General features: G+C 49.8%; 16 protein-coding genes. 6 read left to right on the plus strand and 10 right to left on the minus strand.

The window, feature by feature from the left end; genetic code table 11:
* The first annotated feature begins 200 nt into the window (after window positions 1-200).
* Together JHU38_RS06390 and nrdG are read left to right on the plus strand one after the other, a co-directional pair.
* Window positions 201-2,426, plus strand: coding sequence for an anaerobic ribonucleoside triphosphate reductase (locus JHU38_RS06390; RefSeq protein WP_107581204.1), 2,226 nt, complete (start codon window positions 201-203; stop codon window positions 2,424-2,426).
* A gap of 10 nt (window positions 2,427-2,436) precedes the next feature.
* Window positions 2,437-2,943, plus strand: coding sequence for an anaerobic ribonucleoside-triphosphate reductase activating protein (nrdG, locus tag JHU38_RS06395; RefSeq protein ID WP_107581203.1), 507 nt, complete (start codon window positions 2,437-2,439; stop codon window positions 2,941-2,943).
* Between the two features lie 80 nt (window positions 2,944-3,023).
* Here the strand turns inward: nrdG and JHU38_RS06400 are convergent, their stop codons facing one another.
* Window positions 3,024-4,817 carry a hypothetical protein gene (locus JHU38_RS06400; RefSeq protein WP_107581202.1) on the minus strand — a complete coding sequence of 598 codons (1,794 nt, stop codon included), beginning with the start codon at window positions 4,815-4,817 and terminating at the stop codon, window positions 3,024-3,026.
* A 162-nt stretch (window positions 4,818-4,979) separates the two neighbouring features.
* Here JHU38_RS06400 and JHU38_RS06405 point away from each other — a divergent pair, with 162 nt between their 5' ends.
* Window positions 4,980-7,196, plus strand: a complete 2,217-nt coding sequence (locus JHU38_RS06405) for a DUF4838 domain-containing protein (protein ID WP_107581201.1) — start codon at window positions 4,980-4,982, stop codon at window positions 7,194-7,196.
* Between the two features lie 19 nt (window positions 7,197-7,215).
* On the opposite strand, the gene JHU38_RS06410 is transcribed toward JHU38_RS06405, so the two are convergent.
* Entirely contained in the window at window positions 7,216-7,884 is a 669-nt protein-coding gene (locus JHU38_RS06410; protein ID WP_107581200.1) for a DUF4476 domain-containing protein, read from the minus strand.
* A gap of 222 nt (window positions 7,885-8,106) precedes the next feature.
* Window positions 8,107-8,727: a porin family protein gene (locus JHU38_RS06415; protein WP_107581199.1), complete on the minus strand. Its 621-nt coding sequence runs from the start codon at window positions 8,725-8,727 to the stop codon at window positions 8,107-8,109.
* A 1,194-nt stretch (window positions 8,728-9,921) separates the two neighbouring features.
* On the opposite strand from JHU38_RS06415, the gene JHU38_RS06420 reads away from it, so the two are divergent.
* From JHU38_RS06420 to JHU38_RS06430, 3 genes are all read left to right on the plus strand, one after another.
* Window positions 9,922-11,073 carry a DNA polymerase III subunit gene (locus tag JHU38_RS06420; protein WP_107581198.1) on the plus strand — a complete coding sequence of 384 codons (1,152 nt, stop codon included), beginning with the start codon at window positions 9,922-9,924 and terminating at the stop codon, window positions 11,071-11,073.
* Between the two features lie 120 nt (window positions 11,074-11,193).
* Complete coding sequence (locus JHU38_RS06425) at window positions 11,194-12,396, plus strand: PSP1 domain-containing protein (protein WP_107581197.1); 1,203 nt, start codon at window positions 11,194-11,196, stop codon at window positions 12,394-12,396.
* Window positions 12,397-12,399: 3 nt separating this feature from the next.
* Window positions 12,400-12,867, plus strand: a complete 468-nt coding sequence (locus JHU38_RS06430) for a gliding motility lipoprotein GldH (protein WP_107581196.1) — start codon at window positions 12,400-12,402, stop codon at window positions 12,865-12,867.
* A 136-nt stretch (window positions 12,868-13,003) separates the two neighbouring features.
* Here JHU38_RS06430 and rodA read toward each other — a convergent pair whose 3' ends face one another.
* The 7 genes from rodA to JHU38_RS06465 form a co-directional block, all read right to left on the minus strand.
* Window positions 13,004-14,473: a rod shape-determining protein RodA gene (gene rodA, locus JHU38_RS06435; RefSeq protein WP_107581195.1), complete on the minus strand. Its 1,470-nt coding sequence runs from the start codon at window positions 14,471-14,473 to the stop codon at window positions 13,004-13,006.
* The gene (gene mrdA / locus JHU38_RS06440; RefSeq protein ID WP_107581194.1) at window positions 14,454-16,304 is read right to left on the minus strand and encodes a penicillin-binding protein 2; all 1,851 of its coding nucleotides are present in this window, start codon (window positions 16,302-16,304) and stop codon (window positions 14,454-14,456) included. The genes rodA and mrdA overlap by 20 nt, the downstream gene beginning before the upstream one ends.
* Window positions 16,301-16,801 carry a rod shape-determining protein MreD gene (gene mreD, locus JHU38_RS06445; RefSeq protein ID WP_107581193.1) on the minus strand — a complete coding sequence of 167 codons (501 nt, stop codon included), beginning with the start codon at window positions 16,799-16,801 and terminating at the stop codon, window positions 16,301-16,303. The genes mrdA and mreD overlap by 4 nt, the downstream gene beginning before the upstream one ends.
* Window positions 16,802-16,804: 3 nt before the next feature.
* Entirely contained in the window at window positions 16,805-17,668 is an 864-nt protein-coding gene (gene mreC / locus JHU38_RS06450; protein ID WP_107581192.1) for a rod shape-determining protein MreC, read from the minus strand.
* Between the two features lie 9 nt (window positions 17,669-17,677).
* Window positions 17,678-18,700, minus strand: coding sequence for a rod shape-determining protein (locus JHU38_RS06455; protein WP_107581191.1), 1,023 nt, complete (start codon window positions 18,698-18,700; stop codon window positions 17,678-17,680).
* A gap of 47 nt (window positions 18,701-18,747) precedes the next feature.
* Complete coding sequence (locus JHU38_RS06460) at window positions 18,748-19,341, minus strand: IMP cyclohydrolase (protein ID WP_107581190.1); 594 nt, start codon at window positions 19,339-19,341, stop codon at window positions 18,748-18,750.
* 297 nt (window positions 19,342-19,638) lie between these two features.
* Window positions 19,639-20,186 (minus strand): sigma-70 family RNA polymerase sigma factor (locus tag JHU38_RS06465; protein WP_207859330.1); only part of this gene is annotated, 548 nt, incomplete at its 5' end.

Raw genomic sequence — 20,186 nt, forward strand, 5'->3', positions numbered from 1 at the left:
TAGTTATCTTTATCGGGAAACTTGTTGACCGTAATTTTACGAAAAGTTGTCCAAAACGGTTTTGTAAATCGCTTATAATCATAGGATTGACATAAATTAACACGACAAAAGTTTTCCAAAATGATAATCGTGTCTTTTTATTTGTTATCTTTGTGCACGAATAATAACCTATTTTTTTATTAAACATTTTTGGCATTGAAATGATACAGACAGTCGTAAAGCGTGACGGGCGCATCGTTGGTTTCAACGAACAGAAAATCATGGCCGCTATCCGTAAGGCCATGTTGCACACCGAAAAGGGTGAGGACGAGAATTTGATAGAAAGGATTTCCAGTCACATTATTTATAAAGGGAAGCCACAGATGACGGTAGAGGCCATCCAGGACGCCGTGGAATTGGAACTCATGCGCAGTAAGCGCAAGGACGTGGCTAAGGCCTACATCCAGTATCGCAACCAGCGTTCCATCGCCCGTAAGGCCAAGACACGCGATGTCTTTCTGGATATTGTCAACATCAAGTCGAACGATGTGACCCGTGAGAATGCCAATATGAACGCTGATACGCCCGCTGGCATGATGATGAAGTTCGCTTCGGAGACAACCAAGCCGTTTGTCGACGACTATCTGCTGTCTGAAGAGGTGCGCGATGCCGTAGAGCACAATTATCTTCATATTCACGATAAGGACTATTATCCTACCAAATCGCTTACTTGCTGCCAGCATCCGTTGGACCGTATTCTGAATGAAGGTTTCACGGCAGGTCACGGATCCTCACGCCCGGCCAAGCGCATAGAGACAGCTTCGGTGCTGGCCTGTATCTCGTTGGAGTGCGCTCAGAACGAGATGCACGGCGGACAGGCTATCCCTGCCTTTGACTTTTACCTGGCCCCGTTCGTGCGTTCCAGCTTTGTAGAGGAAATGAAAAGTCTGGAGAAACTCTACGGACAAGACTTTTCTCATCTGTATCAGTGTAAGATTGACGACTACCTCTCACGCGACCTCGACGGACTGCAGGGCGAAGAGCGTGTCGTTCAGTTTGCCATCAACCGCACGGTAGCCCGCGTTCACCAGTCGATGGAGGCCTTCATCCACAACATGAATACCATCCACTCACGCGGTGGCAATCAGGTCGTGTTCTCAAGTATCAACTACGGCACCGATACTTCGGCAGAAGGACGCTGCGTGATGCGCGAAATCCTGAAGTCAACCTACGAAGGCGTGGGCAACGGAGAGACGGCTATCTTCCCCATTCAGATATGGAAGAAGAAGCGGGGCGTGAACTATCAGCCGCAAGACCGCAACTACGACCTTTATCAACTGGCCTGTAAGGTGACGGCCCGCCGCTTTTTCCCGAACTTTATCAATCTGGACGCGACGTTCAACCAAAGCGATGCCTGGCGGGCAGATGATCCGAAACGCTATTTGAATGAGGTGGCGACGATGGGATGCCGCACCCGTGTGTTTGAAAACCGCTTCGGCGAGAAGACGTCTGTCGGCCGTGGAAACCTCAGCTTTTCTACCATCAATATCGTGAAGTTGGCCATTGAGTGCATGGATGTGGAAGACCGGCAGCAGCGTATCGATAAGTTTTTCGCCAAACTTGATCACCTGCTGGAGGTGACGGCACAGCAGTTGGACGAGCGTTTCCAGTTTCAGAAAACGGCATTTGCGAAGCAATTCCCACTGTTGATGTCGAAATTGTGGATCGGAAGTGAAAAACTGAGAGGTGAAGACGCCGTCGAAAGCGTTATCAATCAGGGTACGTTGGGTATCGGTTTCATCGGATTGGCCGAGTGTCTAAAGGCGCTGACGGGTAAACATCACGGCGAGAGCGAGGAAGCGCAACAGTTGGGCGTAAAGATCGTGACCTATATGCGCGACCGGGTGAAAGATTTCTCGGAGCGTTATCAGCATAACTATTCCGTATTGGCAACGCCGGCCGAGGGACTTTCGGGTAAGTTTACCAAGAAAGACCGCAAGCAGTTTGGCGTCATTCCGGGTGTAACAGATCGTGACTACTATACCAATTCCAACCATGTGCCTGTCTATTATAAGTGCTCTGCGTTGCACAAGGCGCAGGTGGAAGCTCCTTATCACCGGCTGACGTTGGGCGGTCATATCTTCTACGTGGAGATTGACGGCGACGCCACGCACAATCCGCAGGTCATTATGAGTGTGGTCGACATGATGGATAAATACGATCTGGGTTACGGTTCGGTCAATCACAACCGCAATCGCTGCATGGACTGCGGTTATGAAAATGCCGATACCGAGCTGGAGACTTGCCCAAAGTGCGGCGGTCGGCACATCGACAAGTTGCAACGCATTACCGGCTATCTCGTGGGTACTACCGATCGCTGGAACAACGCGAAGCTGGCCGAGCTCAACGACCGTGTGACACACGTCGACACGCCTGCGGCACAATAGCGACAGTGCCATGATCAGCATTCTCGATATCGTTCACGACACGATGGTCGATGGTCCGGGATTCCGCACTTCGGTCTATTGCGCGGGCTGTCCCAATGCCTGTCCGGGCTGTCACAACCCACAGTCGTGGGATATTGGAGCCGGACACCGAATGTCAACGGACGACATCATGCGGGAAATCCTGAGCGACCCGTTCGCCAATGTCACTTTTACGGGCGGCGATCCGATGTTTCAGGCCAAAGGATTTCTGGAGCTGGCGAGGGCCATTCGGCGTGAAACGGAGAAGAATATCTGGTGTTTCACGGGCTATCGGTTCGAACAACTCGTGCAGAATGCCGACATGCGGGCGTTGTTGGAATACATCGATGTGCTGATCGACGGGCCTTTCGTCATGGCCCTGCGCGATCCCGACCTGCTTTTTCGCGGCTCGTCCAATCAGCGGGCCATCCTTGTGGGCGAGTCGTTGCGTCAAGGTTCCGTAGTGGAGTTAGACGATGAGGACATCTTATCCATGTAATTGGTTTATAAAAAATTGCATACGATAAAGGCGCAGCCGATTGGTTGCGCCTTTATCATTTAGTTCTTGATACTTGCTTCTCACTTGATGACCACGTTGTCTATCAGATAGCGAGCCTCCCGAACAGGCTCGTCACAGCCCGGAAGCGGAGGGCACGGGTCTTGGTTGGGCGTGTGGCGGTCGGGTAGGTTACGGTATTCGCCCGTCCGGAAACTCAGTCGCTCGACGCTTTCGACCGCGTGCAGCGCGGCTGTGGAAGCGCTTCCGTAAGATATTTGGTTGCCGTTGATGGTGAGTTTCACTTGTAGCCATTGTCCCGTTTGGTAGCCGCCGCAGGCTTGTCCGTTCAGTTTGAGAGCGCCGCCGTGGAGCCGCAGGCAGGCAACCCGCTCTCCGTGGCGGTCGGTAACGTCTATTTCAAACGGGTCGTCGTTCTCCTTTTCCACCATCAAATCAAAGCTGATAGTTGCTTTCCGTGTGTTTTCGAATACCCGGATGGCCCTGGCATAGTCGTAACGGTCGGCGTCGGCGAGACACAGTTGGTGGTTTTCGTTGACCGAAACCGGACACCAAGCCGGCCTGTAGACGTTCCAGTTGGGAATAGGAGCACCGGGTCGAATGTCGTCGAAGTCATCCTTCACCGGTCCGTTCCAGGTCGTCCGGACGGGCAGCGGCACGCGGCTGACCCATATATCCTCCTTGTTGACGCTGTAGCAGAGCCACATATTGCTGTCGGAAGGCTGCTCCTCGCCCTCCGTAATGCCACGGACGTAGCACGGTCCGAAGTCTTTGTTCTCACCCATGAACCGCCGTGGCGGCACTTCGCCGTGCACCACGCCGATGGAATCATATACGATGCCGTCGTCACCGGTCATCGTGATGAGCGGATAACGGTAGGGTTGCGTCTCTATCGGGTTGAAACAGAGGGCGAAACGACCGTCTCGGGTGCGTTGCCCCCATTGTTTCCCGCCCGCCATGATGAGCGACGGCACCCTGACTGGCGTCGTCCAGCTCCGTCCTTCGTCCTCTGACAGGGCGGCATACGACCACTTCCACAGCGCTACTACCTTGCCGTCACGACGGTGATAGTAGGAGGTGGCTTCCAGCCGGTTGGTCGAATCCTTCAGCGTATAGAAGCCGTCGAGGCCCCGGTCTTCGTCAATCCACTGTAGCGTCTTGAGTTTGTCGTCGAGTAAAGCCCGGCAGGCGGCCTTGAAAGCCTCGTCCTTGGACGATGTATAGAAAGGAAAAGCCGTATTGGAAGCGTTCCACTGCGCGTGTGAGGAGTAGCGAATGAAGTAGATGGGCCCCATCGTACCGTCTTTTCTCATCTCTCTGACCACACGTCCGATACCTCCTTCCCTGAACGGATTGTAGCTGTGGCTATAGAAAGCTACGACGAGCAGCTTGCCATTGGGGGCATGGTAGAAGCCCATGCGCTGGTGCATGATGTATCCGTAATAAGGTTTGGGAATGTCGACACCTTGTGGCGCCTTGTATTCGGGAAACGCCACCACGGGTTTTTCCCAGTGGCGGCCGTCCGTCGAGGTCACGATGAGCGTATGTCCGGGCGGTTGTTGCTCGTCTTTGGGGTTTGACAGATATTCCAGATAGAACCTGCCGTTCCAATAAGTCATGTTGGGCGCGTGGTTGTAGGTCCACCCGAAGCCGTCGGAGGTCTGCGGACGCGTTCTGTTGGCACGCGTCACCTGAATATTTTCCGTGCCGATGGCATAGCGAAAACCACCTTCGTGCAGCCTGGGATTGCAGATTTCGCCACCTATATAGGTCACGGGTTCGGCCGGCGAGCCGCTTTGTGCCCATGCCGCGGCAGGGATAAAAGCTGATAAGAGTAAGTTAAATAAATGTTTCATGTAATCGGTTTTAGTGCTGCAAAGGTAAGAGAGTCAGATGATTATGTCTCGTTTGTGGCGTTAAAGGTGGTTAAAGCCGGTGTGTTATTTAAGAAAATATATATATTTGTTTCATCAACAAATGAACTGACTTATTCGTTTTTCCTTTAGAACTTCGCCATCATGAAATTCAAAAAGTTTTCTATTCTACTTTTATCAGGCTTCTTCGTTACCGTCGGACAGGCTCAGGTGACGCTCACGGTGCGACACAAGGCCAAAGCCCGAATCGTTTTGGCCGACACCACACAGGCCACCCGGCAGGCCGCTCGTCTGCTCAACACCTTCATCCATCGCATGGGCAACGACCGCCTGCCCGTGGTGACCGGCACGCGTCGCCGTCGTGGCGACGTGATTCTGGGCGGACTGACCGACAAGGCGGGTGAAGACGGCTTCGCTATCAGCTGCGACGCCACCGCGTTGCGTATCAGGAGTGGTGGCGATAAGGGCGCCGTGCTGGGCGTCGCCCATCTGTTGCGTCGCTATTTCGGCTGCTACTATTTCACGCAAAACGTCTGGCGCGCCCCCCAAAAGGCCACGATGATCGTGCCGAGGATAGCCGGATGGACGGAAACACCGGCCTTTCGCTACCGGCAGACGCAGAGCTACGGCAACGATGATGAGTTGTACCGGCTCTGGTTTGGGCTGGAAGAGCCGCGCCAGATGTTTATCGGCGGTTTGTGGGTACACACGTTCAACCGGATATTGCCCGCGTCGGTCTATGGCAAGCGTCATCCCGAGTGGTATTCGCTTATCAACGGCAAGCGCAGACCGGGCGAACACAGCCAGTGGTGTCTGACCAATGAGGCTTTGTTTGAGCAGGTTTGCCACCGGCTCGATTCCATCTTTGCCGCCAATCCGGGGCTGAAAATGATTTCGATAAGCCAGAACGACGGCAACAACACCAACTGCCATTGCGACAAATGCGCCGCCGTGGACGCCGAAGAGGGGGCCGTGTCGGGCAATTACATTCGTTTTCTGAACAAGCTGGCCAAGCGTTATCCCGACAAGGAGTTTTCTACGTTGGCCTATCTGTTCACCATGATGCCCCCCAAACACGTGAAACCGCTACCCAATGTCAACATCATGCTGTGCGACATCGACTGCAAGCGCGAGGTGCCGCTGACCGATAACGAGAGCGGCCGACAGTTTATGCGGGCACTGGAGGGTTGGAGTCGCATTTCCGATAACCTCTTTATCTGGGACTATGGAATCAATTTCGACAATGTGGTGGCCCCTTTCCCGAACCTGCACATCCTGCAAAAGAACATCCAACTCTTCAAGAAGCACCACGCCAACATGCTTTTCGAGCAGGTGAACGGTACGAAAGGCACCGACTTTTCCGAGCTCCGCGCTTATATGATAGCCAATCTGATGTGGAATCCGGACCAGGACGCCGACAGTCTGATGCGGCGTTTCATGACCGACTACTACGGAGCCGCAGGCAAATATCTCTATGATTACCAGAAGTTGATGCAGGGCGCGCTTCTGGCTTCGGACACACCGCTGTGGATTTATGACTCTCCGATCACGCATAAGAACGGTATGCTCAATGCCAATCTGCGCAAAGCCTACGACGAGCTCTTCGACAAGGCCGAACGATCTGTGCGGAATGACCGACCGAAGCTCGACCGTGTGCGTATCAGCAGGCTACCCTTGCAGTACGCGACCTTGGAAATAGCCCGCACGGAGCCCATGATCGATGTGGAGAAAGTAAGAAAATTGTTGGAAACGTTCCGTCGGCGCTGCGCCGAATATGAGATTCCGACACTCAACGAGCGCAATAACCGCCCTTCGGAATACTGCGCCCTGTATGAACAACGTTTCCTTCCGAAGGACGACGACGGCAATCTGGCCAAGAACGCGACCGTTGTCTACAAGTTGCCACCGGCCGAACGCTATCGGCCCATCGCAGCCAAGGCGCTGACGGACGGTCTCTATGGCGGCACCAGTTACGTGGAAGGCTGGGTCGGTTGGGAAGGAAAGGACGCCGAGTTTACCTTAGACTTGGGGCGCGAGACGCCCCTGCAGACCATCACCAGCGACTATCTGCACCAGTTGGGTGCTTGGGTTTTGCTGCCCAAGAGTGTAAAATACGAAGTTTCTGTGGATGGTAAAATCTTCAAGGCGTTCGGCAAACCAATCGTCTTCGGCGAAGACCGAGACCCTAAAATCAAGTTCGTCGACGCCACGGCGACCGAGGATGAGCCGGTGAAAGCCCGTTATATTAAGGTGCGTGTAACTACTTTAGGCATGTGTCCGTCGTGGCATTACGGTGTGGGATATCCCGCGTGGTTCTTTCTCGACGAAGTAAAGGCCTACGCCCATCTGCCCCATCAATAGGGCAGATGAGCCGGTTGGCTTAATAGTAGCTGCGTTGCAGAATGCGTGCGGCTTCGTCTTTATCGCTGCTGAACCTGAAAACCTGATAGATTGTATAGCCGTTGTGCGGGTCGACAATGCGGGGAGCCATCATTCGGAGCGCTTTCAGCTGCTTGTCGGAAAACGAAAACATGTTGATCAGTTGGGCACATTGAGCGCACGTGAAGTAGCAACCCAGCGACGCCACCTCTATCAGCGCCATCTTGTTATCATCGAAGCTGGCTTCCTTCACCCGTTTATAGATAATTGAAAAGTCATGTTCCGACAGGTAGTAGCCCCTGTCGGGATAGCCCGGATAAGGTCGTCCCATGTCCGGATAGCCGTCGTAGGGCGGCACGGGTACCGGTATGACCTGCTGGTCGGGTGCTTTGCCGGGGCGCAATTCAATATCACGATAGCTGATAACTTTATTATTGCGGTCGAAATGGATGATAATGCGATGATCGTAGTTGATGATTCCCACTTTCATATACTCCCATTGTTCGCCATATTGATTGAAACTCGTGCTTTGAGGTTTGCCTAAAATGGCGATCACTTCCTGCTTGCTCATTCCCCGTTCCACGATCCGCTTGTCTGCCATCATATTCATGTTGAAAGCCGTCAGCATGACCGTCAGAATCAGGATAAATTGCCATTGTGTTCTTTTCATAATGTCTTTATTTTGAGTTTATGCCGCTAAGTTAGCACGATTTTTCGACAAGCGAAAAGGAAAACCCCTATATCGGTGGGTAAATTCCCTAAAACAAATTGTATGGAAAAGCTTCGCGAAAAGGCGAGAAGCTCATTTCGATAGGATGGAAAACAAAAAGCGGAGGCCTCACACTTCATCGTGGGGCCTCCGCTTATTGTCGGTTTTAGGTTTGAACGCTTGTTATTTCAAGTCGAACTTGTAGCCCACCGTCAGTTGGAATACCTGATGTTTGGTGGAATCACCGCCGCCGCTGATAGCGTTGATGAGTCCCAGGTTGTAGCGTGCGTCGAAAACGATGTTATTAGTTTCGTACGAAACGCCTACCGGTAGCGACAGGTCGAAACTATTTACCTTTGCGTCGGTTACACCTGCGTTTTGGAGCGCTTTCTTGATACCTACTTCGGCAGAAACTCCATTAGCTGATACCTTGACCTTGTCGTTAACCAATATACCCGGCTGCAAACCGAGCTTAACGGCCAACCCCTTGACTACATAGACGTTGGCAAGGATGGGAATGTTGAGGTAATCCATCTTGATGGTTCCATTAAGACCATTGTCCGACGCTTTAAGACCCTGCTGTGAGTAGAGCGCGGCGGCTGTCAATGACACCATCGAGGAGGCTTGATACTCAAACTCGGCACCGGCAACCAGACCAAATCTGGGATCGGATTCTTCAAAGTTGCTCATGCTAGCCATGTTGATACCCAACTTTGGCTGAATGGTGACCGCTCCTACCTTGTGTTGCGCGAAAGAACTGACCGCTGCCATCAGCAAGCATGCCATGAAACAAAGTTTTTTCATAATTGATTGATTTTAAAAATAAAGATGATAATGATGGGGCAAAGGTAATAAAATGTTTTTGTTATGTCATAAAAAGTACGAATTTTTTACGTTTTGGCCGTTTTTTCTCTGTTATACCTGTATTCCGGGGGATGCGTGGTACGTAGCAGAGACGACGTTGACACCGATAGTCTGCCCGAACACCGACCGTGAACGGTTGATGATCCGGGCGATAAGAAGAAATTGTGAAAATATCCTTTAAGCAAAGTTTTTTAGCGATTTTAGGGTAATTTCGCGCTTGGTACTTGACTCTGCTACCTTTTTGTAAGTACGGAAATAACTTTACAAAAGGCTGAAAAATCCCGCGTTATTTCAAAATAATTATACATTGTCGGAAAAAAGCGATTCTACGACGACTTTTGTATTTGTCTTATAATCAGCCGATTACATGAAAACGCCCTTTTTCGGCCCCTATACGGGCTTGTCAAAGCATAGCTTTTACCCGCTGATTGCGGCCCTTTTACCTTGTCAAAGCACTGCTTTGGCGAGCTAAAAGCATTGCTTTGAGATAGTAAAAGCATAGCAATGACCCGTCAAAACATAAAAATCATGCCCTCATGGGTGAATTTTCAGCCCAAAACGGTAAGAAAGAAGTCGGTAATCGTGCTATTTGAAGAATTTTTTCAGACGTTTTTTTAGTAATGTTTTTTGACAACAGCTTATCCGCAGGCTACAAAAATCGTGCGTAGAGGCAAGAATTATATTACCAAATAAGGTGGAATACATTCGTGTTACCGTTAATTCGAGTACCTATAGATTGATTACAGCCGGCAAAATATAAACAAAATGAACATCAGATAAATCCACGAAAGTCTGTTTCTGCACAAATCAAGCATGTCGATGAAAAGGGTATGGAGTATTGGTCGGTACGAGAAATGGGCAAAGTTCTCGAATATTCTGGATACTGATATTTGCCTGTTCGTGTTTTTTTAGTAAATTTGCAACCATATAGCACCATTGATGTTACGTGGCGAGAAGGTAAGGGATGACAAGATGTTTGTGCCCGAAGAACCGGCCACGAAAGTCTGATATCCGGGTGTGGAATGGGTGCTGTATCAGTGTGAGGAAATTCTATCGCCGTGGAGGCGACACGATTTATTTCTATACGGTGTCTGTAGCAGACAGCGTTTGTTAAATTGTTTAACATTTGTTTGAATGAAGTTCAGTGCAGTCATAGGTCAGGAGCCAACAAAACACCGTTTGTGTCGGATGGTAGCCGAAGATCGGTTACCTCATGCCATCATGTTGTGTGGCCCCATGGGCTGTGGCAAGATGGCGTTGGCGCTGGCTTTCGCGTCCTATTTGCTGGGCGAGCGCGACGAACAAGGGAACTCTATTCTGTCGGATGAGGCCAAAGTGCGCAACTCAGAAGCCATGTTGCGTCGTTGGGAGCATCCCGATTTGCATTTTTCTTTTCCCGTTATACGTCCTGCCGGCACTTCGAGTGAGCACAAGATGGTGAGCGATGACTATATGAAAGAATGGCATGGGCTGCTTCAGGACGGGCCATACTTCTCGATGGACGAATGGTTGCGACGAATGGTTGCGGCCAATCAGCAGGCTATTATCGGCGCGGGTGAGAGCGACGAGCTGATTCGCAAGTTGTCGCTGAAATCCTATCAGGGAGGCTACAAGGTGTGTGTCATCTGGCTTCCTGAGCGTATGAATCAGGAATGTGCCAATAAACTGCTTAAACTTTTGGAAGAACCTTCGCGGCAAACGATGTTTATCATGGTTTGCGAAGAGCCTGAACATATTCTTGAAACAATCCGAAGCAGGGTGCAGCGTATAGATGTAGGCCGACTCTCAACAGACGAAATCCGACGGGCGCTTATCGAACAGCGCGGACTGGGAGACGCCGACGCGAAACGTACGGCCCGGTTAGCGGATGGTAACTGGCTGAAAGCATTGGAAACTTTGGATGCCGCAAATGAAAACAGAGCGTTTCTGGATATGTTTATCATGTTGATGCGCTTGGCTTATACGCGCAATATCAAGGATTTAAAGAAATGGAGTGAGGTGATTGCGGGCTATGGGCGTGAGAAGCAACGTAGAATGTTGACATACTTCATGGTAATGGTACGTGAAAACTTCATCTATAATTTCCATAATCCTGAGTTGAATTACATGACTGCCGAAGAAGAGGATTTCTCAAAGAACTTCGCGCGTTTTATCAATGAGGCCAATGTCGTAGAGATAGCTGAACTGATGGATATGGCACGTGCGGATATTGGGCAGAACGCGAATGCTAAAATCGTTTTTTTTGATTTGGCATTGCAGATGATCGTTTTACTGATTCGAAAGTAATAAAAATGAATATAGAATAATATTAGATATGTAACAGGGTGAGCGGACGGTCGAAGTGTATGACACGTAAGGCGTGTCAGGGCGATATGACTGTCCTTTTAGCCCATCACCAAAATAAGCATGGATTATAAAGACATGAAATTCCAGGTATTCACCGGTTGTGACCGCGGCTTGAGTTATAAAGGTTGCGGGCGACAGGATCGACAGTTGAATACTTATGATTGGCTGGCCGATGTGCCTGGAAATACGCTTTCTACTGATTTAGTGGAAGTGCAGTTCAAGAATACACGCAAGGGGTATTATCACAATGTGAATCATTTGGATCTGCATAAGGGTGATATTGTGGCCGTTGAGGCAAGTCCCGGGCATGATATAGGTTTCGTTACGCTGACAGGACAGTTGGTAAAACTGCAAGTAAAGAAGGCTAATATCAAGTCGCCCGATGATATCCGGCGTATCTATCGGATCGCAAAACCGGTAGATATGGAGAAATATCAGGAAGCTAAAAGCAGAGAACATGCCACGATGATCAAGAGTAGGCAAATTGCTAAAGACCTGGGGCTGCAGATGAAAATCGGTGACGTAGAGTACCAAGGTGACTGCAATAAAGCTATTTTCTATTATATTGCCGACGAACGTGTAGATTTTCGTCAGCTTATTAAGGTGCTGGCCGACGCTTTCCACGTGCGTATCGAGATGAAACAGATAGGCGCGCGACAGGAAGCGGGGCGCATCGGCGGCACTGGTCCGTGTGGGCGAGAACTGTGTTGCGCCACTTGGATGAAGAATTTTGTGAGTGTCAGCACGAATGCGGCTCGTATTCAGGACATCTCTCTTAATCCGCAGAAGTTGGCCGGCATGTGTGCCAAGCTGAAATGCTGTATGAATTACGAGGTTGACTCTTATGTGGAGGCAGGTCGTAAGATGCCAAGCAAGGAAATACAACTGCATACTCTCGACAATGATTACTACTTCTTCAAAGGTGATATCTTAGCCGGACAAGTGACTTATTCTACTGATAAGAATCTGGCGGCCAATCTTGAGACGGTCTCTGCCAAGCGTGCTCGTGAGATTATTGAAATGAATCGGAAGGGAGAAAAGCCGCTCAGCTTGCAAGAAGATGGTGCGCGGCGTAAGGAAAATAAGTCAAATGACTTGCTGGAGGGGGATATCAGCAGATTCGATAAGAGTAAAAAGAAAAGGAAACAAGCTGCCAATCGGCCTGCAGGAAAGGATCGAAAGCCTCGCAACGGCAATCCGCGTGGGGGGAATGGCGGCCGCCGTCAAAGGCCTGAAGGTAGCAATCAGCAGGTAGAGGGATAGTCTATGAAGTCAAGTTTGGCCATCACTTCGGTTGCCATCTTGATGATGGCTTTTGCCATAGCATGTACTGATAACAGGGTATATGACCGATATGCGCACACTCCGGTAAACGGATGGGAGAAGAATGATACGCTCGTCTTCAATCTTCAGCGTATGGCAGTTGCCGGTGAATACGCTTCTGAATTGGGATTGCGTATCACCAACGACTATCCGTTTATGGGATTGACCCTTATCGTTGAACAAACGGTCTATCCTTCTCACCGACAGTATGTCGATACGCTTAATTGCAAGCTCATGGATGTTAAGGGAAACAGTATAGGGGTGGGGCTTAGCTATCACCAGTATGCCTTTCCGATAGCTACGCTTTCACTGCATGCAGCCGACAGTATTGTCGTAAAAGTGCGTCATGATATGAAACGCGAGATTCTGCCGGGTATCAGTGACATCGGATATCAGTTGCGGAGGCATTAGCGTTGTTGTACAGAAGCTCGTGCGTTTTGAATATACGCTTCGGAGATAAAGTAAAAAGCCGATAGGTTCTCATTGGGAACTTGTCGGCTTTTTGCCTTCTTACGGGCATGTGGTTATCGTCTTTTGCCGTGCTTTATCAGTTACGGATAAGATTTCTGCCGGCGTCTATGCGCAGGAAAATGAACAAAAGGAAAGTAAAACCCCACAGCGATGAGCCGCCATAGCTGAAAAATGGCAGCGGAATGCCGATGACAGGCGTTAATCCTAATACCATCCCCACGTTGATAAACACATGAAAGAGGAAGATACTCAGCACACAGTAGCCATAAATCCGACCAAACTTGAATGGTTGTCGCTCAGCCAAATGAATGAGCCGAAGTATTAATAGCAAAAATAAAATCAACACGCCGGCCGACCCTAAGAAGCCTTCTTCTTCGCCAACTGTACAGAAAATGAAGTCTGTATCCTGTTCGGGTACGAATTTCAATTTGGTCTGTGTGCCATTCAGAAAGCCTTTGCCCCGCAATCCTCCCGACCCGATGGCAATTTCACTCTGGTGCACATTATAGCCCGCGCCTGACAAGTCTTCATCCAATCCCAGCAATACGTTGATGCGAACGCGCTGATGCGGTTCCATCACATTGTTGAGAACGTAGTCGGCCGAGTAGAAAAACGCGATGGAACCCAACGTGAACAGCAGAATATAAAGGTAGGGAGTGAGGCTTGATCGCAGCCAATGATAGAGCAGATAGCCTATCAGCAGTACACAGAGAATAAGCTGAATCCATACGATGTCAAATGGAATGACATAGATGGAAAACAGCAAGAAGACGGTTGTCACGCCCAAGCAGGCGCTAAGGATGAGACGGGTTTGTTTCTTGCTGCCACAATATACATGGACCATTATGCCCGAAAAGATCTGTACGAGCAGCAGTACGACAAACTTGCCGATAGATGTTGGTGTTTCGAGCAGCATGACATCTTCAAACCGTATGCCCACAACGAAATAGAAAACCATTGCGACGCCGGTGAATAAGACGCTGCCGGGCATTCCCTCGCGGTAGAACATGAGGAAGAACGACAGATAAACCAAAGCCGATCCGGTTTCTTTTTGCGCCACGATGAACAGCATGGGCAGAACAACGATGGCCGTAGCGGCCGCAAAATGCTTCCAGTAATGAATGTTGAAACCATAGCTGCTCATGAATTTAGCCACGGCCAGCGCTGTGGCAAACTTGGCAAACTCGGCCGGTTGCAGGCGCAGCGGCCCTAAAACCAGCCACGATCGTGAGCCTTTAATCTCGTGGGGATTGAATATGGTGAGGAAAAGCAGTAGGAGCAAGGCCGCATAGATGAGATAGGCAAACGTGTCATAGAAGCGGTCGTCCATCATCAGAAGAATGAAACCAAGGCATATAGACGTTCCCATCCAGATGATCTGCATGCCCGATCGGGTAGAGAAGCTGAAGATATCGGTATCGCCATAGGTGTAGCTGGCACCGCAGACACTGATCCATCCGAAGGCTAACAGCGCCAAATAGAGCCCTATCGTCCACCAGTCGAGTGAGCGAAGAACGCTGGGTTGTTTATCTGTTGTGTGAGCCATAGGCTATTCTCCTGTGTTGTAAGGCCTCGGCTTCCTTCGCGGCCGCAGGCGATAATTTACCTTTTATATACTGTTCAAAGAGTACGCCGGCTATCGGTACGGCGAAATCGGCACCGAATCCGCCGTTTTCCACGTAGACAGCGATGGCGATTTTGGGATTGTCCATCGGCGCGAAGCCCATAAATACGGAATGGTCCTGCCCCCGGTTCTGCGCGGTTCCCGTTTTTCCGCATACGGGAAAGTCCAGATGACCGAGATGTTTGCAGGTGCCTTTCAGCACAGACGACCGCATTCCGGCTACCACATAATCGTAGGCACGGCGATTGGCTTTGGTATAGTGCCGGCGGGTGAAGGTCGTGTCGAGCGGTTCGGCCTGTACTTTCCTCACCACATGGGGCACGTAGTAGTAACCGCGGTTGGCTATGGTCGCGCCGAGGTTGGCGATTTGCAGCGGCGTGAGGTTGACTTCACCCTGTCCGATGGAAATACTGATGACTGTCAGGCCGTTCCATGAACCTTTGTAGGTCTTGTTATAGAATTGTGCGTTAGGTATAAGGCCCCTCTTTTCACCAGAGAGATCAATACCGAGTTTGTACCCAAAGCCCATGCTTACCATGTAGTCGCGCCAGGTATCCATGGCTATCCCCACGTTAGGATATTTCCGTCGGTTGCCCATCATGTAATAAAGTCCCCAGCAGAAATAGGCGTTGCACGACGTGCTGATGGCTTCGACCAAGTTGAGAGGTGACACGTGGCCGTGGCATCCCACGTGAAGTCCACGGTAATAAAAGCCGTGATGGCATTGAAACATGGTGTGTGGCGTGATGATTCCTTCGGTCATATAGGTCAGCGCTTGCGTAGTCTTGAAGGTGGACCCCGGCGGATATTGTCCCATAATGCTGCGGTTCAGTAGTGGCTTCCATACGTTCCGGGCCAGATATTTGTGCATTTTGCCACGTTTACGGCCCACCAACTTGCGCGGATTATAGGTGGGAGACGACACCATGCACAGTACTTCGCCCGTGGAAGGTTCTATTGCTACGATGCTTCCAATCTTTCCTTCGAGCAGTCGCTCACCGAGGGCCTGCAGCTTGATATCGATACTTAGCGTAAGGTCTTTTCCCGCGCTGGGGCGCTTGTCGTAACGGCCGTTCAGGTATTTGCCCTGAATGCGTCCGTGGGCGTCGCGCAAGAGTACCTGCACACCCTTCTCGCCGCGTAATACTTTTTCGTAATAGCGCTCTACACCCAATTTTCCGATGTAGTCGCCAGGTTGATAATAGGTATCTTCCTCGATATCACCGGGCGAGACCTCACCTACGTCGCCTAAAACATGTGCCGCGTATGGGTACATATACTGGCGTATGCTGCGCTTCTGCACATAGAATCCCGGAAAACGGAATATCTTTTCCTGAAACACACTGGACTCTTTGTCCGATAGTTGGCTCATGAACAGTTGCTGCGTAAACCGGGAATAGCCCGGGTTAAGACTCCTGTCCTTGATGGTTTCTATTCTTTTGATGAAGAATTCTTTCGTGATTCCCAGTGCCTGGCAAAATTCTGTTGTGTCGATTTTGTCTTTCGCCTCGTTCATCACGACCATAATGTCGTAGGCCGGCTGGTTATAGACCAGCAGTTCTCCATTCCGATCATTGATGATACCTCTTGAAGGGTATTCTATTTTCTTCAGGAAAGCATTACTGTCGGCATTCTTCTTATAGTCGTCGCTCAGAAGCTGAAGCATGAAAAGGCGGATGATATAAACAGTTACAATTGTAAACGCTATGCCACCGATGATGAATCGCCTGTTTTCGAGATTGTAGTCTTTCATCTTTTGCGCATATTCTCAAGCACCAGAATAAGAACTACAGTAAACACGGTAGAGCCGCCGACACATTCGAGCCACTTAATCCAATTGAAGAAGTTGAACGTTTCGAGCGTGAAGAAGCACAGGCAAAAGATGAATACAATCAGTATAGTGAAGAATATGAACTTGTTGACACCCAGTGTCTTCATGCTTGGCTCCAGGTCTTCGGCGCTGTCGCGGGGCACAAATATCTCCAGCAGAGGCGGTTGGATGAGACCGATCAGCGTGAGGGAACCCATGGCAACGCCCGTTGTGTTGGAAAATAGGTCGATGATAGCGCCCAAAGTGAAACTGATGAGCAAAATGGCCCAGCGCGGAAAGTTTCTTCTGGTTTTCAGAACAAACGCTACATACAGCAGGGGAGTGGCATAGCCAAAGAGATGGATATGATTCAAGATCAGTACTTGTACGAGAATCAGAAGTACAAACAGTAAGATTCGTCTTGTAACAGTATTATTCATTTGTTATTCTTCCCTTTCCTTGATGGAGTCGGTTGCGGCCTGCATGATTCGGATTCGTTCGGCCATGGCCGTGTTGTCGATAACGCAGACGTCCCGCAAGTTGGCAAAATCAGTAGAGAGTTTCACATTAAGACGGTAGGAGAGACCGTCGCTTGAATTGTAGACGTGTAGAATCTTTCCGACGATGACACCCGGTGGAAAGACCGATGAGTAGCCGCTCGTAACTACTTGGTCGTAAAGTTTGAAATGCGCGTGGCGTGGAATGTCGTCGACATAGGCCAGATGGATGGCGCCACCTGTCCAGTGAAGGTAGCCGAAATAGCCGCGTCCCCTGATGGTACAACTGATGTTCGACTGCGAATTCAGTACCGGTAGAATGATGGAATAGTGGTCGGAGACCAGATAGACAATGCCCACGACACCGTTGCCGCTCACAACTCCCATATCTTTCTTAATACCATCCTGGGCGCCCTTGTCAATCGTTATGAAATTATCACGTCGATTCACGGTGTTGCTGACGACCTTGGCCGGAATCAAACGGTAATTGGCCAGCGGTTGAAACTGTCGGCTTTTCAGTAGTATAGAGTCGCTGGCGCGTTGTTGCAGCGTATTAGTAAGTGTCTGAACCTGTTGTTCCAATTGTAGATTTCTTTGCGTCAGCTCTTGGTTAACTTTGGTCAGCGCGAAGAACTGCTCTATGTGTGAGCTTATCTCGAATACCTTTCCCGAGACAGCGTTGGCCGATGTAAACCATACACTACCCTGATAATTATTAAACTGGAAGAGCAAGACAAAGCTTGCAACTTCCAGTATAATAAAAAGCAACCAGTGGTTGTATCTTGCTAAGAAATCTAAAAGATTCTTCATGAATTCTGTTTATCTCATCAAGAAAGAGAAACGGTCTACGTTCTTCAATGCGATGCCGGCACCTTTAGCCACGCTGTGCAATGGGTCTTCGGCAATGTGGAACGGAATATTGATCTTATCGGTGAGACGCTTGTCGAGACCGCGGAGCAATGCGCCGCCACCCGAAAGATAAATGCCATTCTTTACGATGTCGGCATAAAGTTCAGGGGGCGTATTCTCCAGCGCGCTCAGAACGGCGTTCTCAATCTTCGCAACGGTCTTGTCAAGACAATGGGCTATCTCCTGATAGCAGACCGGAACCTCCATCGGCAGTGCCGTGATACGGTTAGGACCGTGAACGATGTAGTCTTCGGGGCCTTCTTCGCCTAAGTCGGTCAGTGCCGAACCTACGTGAATCTTGATTCGCTCTGCCATACGCTCACTGACTTTCACGTTGTGCTGGCGACTCATGTATTCCTGAATGTCGGCCGTGAGGTCATCGCCGGCTATGCGGATGGAATTATTGCTGACAATGCCACCCAGCGAGATAACCGCAATTTCGGTGCTGCCGCCACCGATGTCAACAATCATGTTGCCTTCGGGAGCCTCCACGTCAATACCGATACCGATGGCTGCTGCCATAGGCTCGAAAATCAGATAGACATCGCGTCCGTCTGCATGCTCAGCGCTGTCACGAACGGCACGCAGCTCAACTTCGGTACTGCCTGACGGTACGCCGATCACCATTCTCAATGACGGTGAATAGATACGACTTCCGGTATGAACCATTTTGATGAGGCCACGCATCATCTGCTCACAGGCAGTGAAATCGGCAATCACGCCGTCACGCAACGGGCGGATCGTACGAATGTTGTCGTGCGTTTTCTCATACATCATTTTAGCCTTCTGTCCCACCGCGATCATCTTGTCAGTGCGGCGGTCGAGGGCAACAACAGACGGTTCGTCCACTACGATCTTGTCATTGCTTATAATGATGGTGTTGGCCGTACCAAGATCCATTGCTATTTCTTGTATAAACGAAAAAAATCCCATTTATTATAGTTTGTTTTATACGATTTAAATTTTAAAAAGGTTTGCTTTTATTTGGCAAACCAGTTGTGGATGGCTGTGTCGTAGTGGCTGCTGACGCCGAAAGCACGCTCGGCAAACAACTTGCGTTCCTCCAGCTCGGTGTTGGCACCCTTCTTATTCAAGATGTCGAGCAACACGTCATATTCAGCCTTGCTGGGAATAATAACCACATCCTTGAAGTTCTTGGCACCGGCACGGATGAGAGAAATACCACCGATGTCGATTTTTTCGATGATGTCGGCGTCCGAAGCGCCACCGGCCACAGTCTGTTCAAACGGGTAGAGGTCTACGATAACAAGGTCGATGACCGGAATCTCGTATTGCTTCATCTGTTCTTGGTCGCCTTCATTGTCGCGACGGGCCAGAATTCCACCGAAAATCTTGGGGTGCAAGGTCTTCACACGGCCGCCGAGAATAGAGGGGTAAGTCGTTACGTCTTCCACTTTCTGACATTTATAGCCGAGAGATTCGATGAATTGCCGGGTGCCTCCAGTACTTAAGAATTTGACACCTTCCTGATCAAGTTTGGCGAGCAATTTGTCCAAACCGTCTTTATGAAAGACCGAGATAAGCGCGGTCTTTATTTGTTTTGTTCCAGCCATATTCTGTACCGTTATATGTTGAGATTGCAAAAATACGAAAAATAGCGTAATATGTCAGTCTATTTACGTTTTTTAAGATTAAAGACGGCCGCTTGGATAGGCAGTTGTCATGGGCATGTTTGTTCCTGTTAATCAGCCGTTAAGATGCGGTTGCGCTACATGCGAACAACTGTTCGTATGCGTTGTTTCGGTGATGAGATTTTAGTAAGGGAGCAACGTGTTTTCAAAAGCAATCCTTCAAGCAGCCGAAAGGACTGCCTTTACGAGCCAAAAAGATTGCTTTTGAAAAGCGGTTATTTAGCCTAAATATTTCATAAGGATACGGGCGTAGCCACTGTCGCGGAGCTTGGCAATGCTCTTCTCACGAATCTGGCGCACGCGTTCGCGGGTGAGTCCTAATTGGTCGCCTATTTCCTCGAGACCTTTTTCGTGACAACCAATACCGAAGCACTCACGGATGATGGTTATCTCACGGTCCTTCAGCACTTTCTTTAATACGCTTTCAAGTTCCAAAGCCATTGATTCGTGGTCAACCTGTTTATCAGTTCGCGTGTCATCCCCCGAAGCCATGATGTCTACCATGCTATTATCCTCACCGTCCTGAAACGGCGCGTCAATGCTGACATGGTGGCTGTCGGCCATCAGACTCTGATCTATTTTCTCTTCTTCAATGTTCGTCGCGTTGGAAAGTTCGGTCAATGAGGGCTTGCGTTGAAACTCTTGTTCGAACTTATTGATTTCTCGATTGATTTTATTGAGCGAACCAACCTGATTCAGAGGCAGCCTGACGATGCGGCTTTGTTCGGCGATTGCTTGCAGAATGCTTTGGCGAATCCACCAAACGG

The sequence above is a fragment of the Prevotella illustrans genome, from assembly GCF_017426725.1.
Taxonomy (GTDB): domain Bacteria; phylum Bacteroidota; class Bacteroidia; order Bacteroidales; family Bacteroidaceae; genus Prevotella; species Prevotella illustrans.

Bases quoted from the DNA above. Each gene is read 5' to 3' on its own strand.
- JHU38_RS06390 (WP_107581204.1), top strand. From the start codon at position 201: ATGATACAGACAGTCGTAAAGCGTGACGGGCGCATCGTTGGTTTCAAC.
- nrdG (WP_107581203.1), top strand. From the start codon at position 2,437: ATGATCAGCATTCTCGATATCGTTCACGACACGATGGTCGATGGTCCG.
- JHU38_RS06400 (WP_107581202.1), bottom strand. From the start codon at position 4,817: ATGAAACATTTATTTAACTTACTCTTATCAGCTTTTATCCCTGCCGCG.
- JHU38_RS06405 (WP_107581201.1), top strand. From the start codon at position 4,980: ATGAAATTCAAAAAGTTTTCTATTCTACTTTTATCAGGCTTCTTCGTT.
- JHU38_RS06410 (WP_107581200.1), bottom strand. From the start codon at position 7,884: ATGAAAAGAACACAATGGCAATTTATCCTGATTCTGACGGTCATGCTG.
- JHU38_RS06415 (WP_107581199.1), bottom strand. From the start codon at position 8,727: ATGAAAAAACTTTGTTTCATGGCATGCTTGCTGATGGCAGCGGTCAGT.
- JHU38_RS06420 (WP_107581198.1), top strand. From the start codon at position 9,922: ATGAAGTTCAGTGCAGTCATAGGTCAGGAGCCAACAAAACACCGTTTG.
- JHU38_RS06425 (WP_107581197.1), top strand. From the start codon at position 11,194: ATGGATTATAAAGACATGAAATTCCAGGTATTCACCGGTTGTGACCGC.
- JHU38_RS06430 (WP_107581196.1), top strand. From the start codon at position 12,400: ATGAAGTCAAGTTTGGCCATCACTTCGGTTGCCATCTTGATGATGGCT.
- rodA (WP_107581195.1), bottom strand. From the start codon at position 14,473: ATGGCTCACACAACAGATAAACAACCCAGCGTTCTTCGCTCACTCGAC.
- mrdA (WP_107581194.1), bottom strand. From the start codon at position 16,304: ATGAAAGACTACAATCTCGAAAACAGGCGATTCATCATCGGTGGCATA.
- mreD (WP_107581193.1), bottom strand. From the start codon at position 16,801: ATGAATAATACTGTTACAAGACGAATCTTACTGTTTGTACTTCTGATT.
- mreC (WP_107581192.1), bottom strand. From the start codon at position 17,668: ATGAAGAATCTTTTAGATTTCTTAGCAAGATACAACCACTGGTTGCTT.
- JHU38_RS06455 (WP_107581191.1), bottom strand. From the start codon at position 18,700: ATGGGATTTTTTTCGTTTATACAAGAAATAGCAATGGATCTTGGTACG.
- JHU38_RS06460 (WP_107581190.1), bottom strand. From the start codon at position 19,341: ATGGCTGGAACAAAACAAATAAAGACCGCGCTTATCTCGGTCTTTCAT.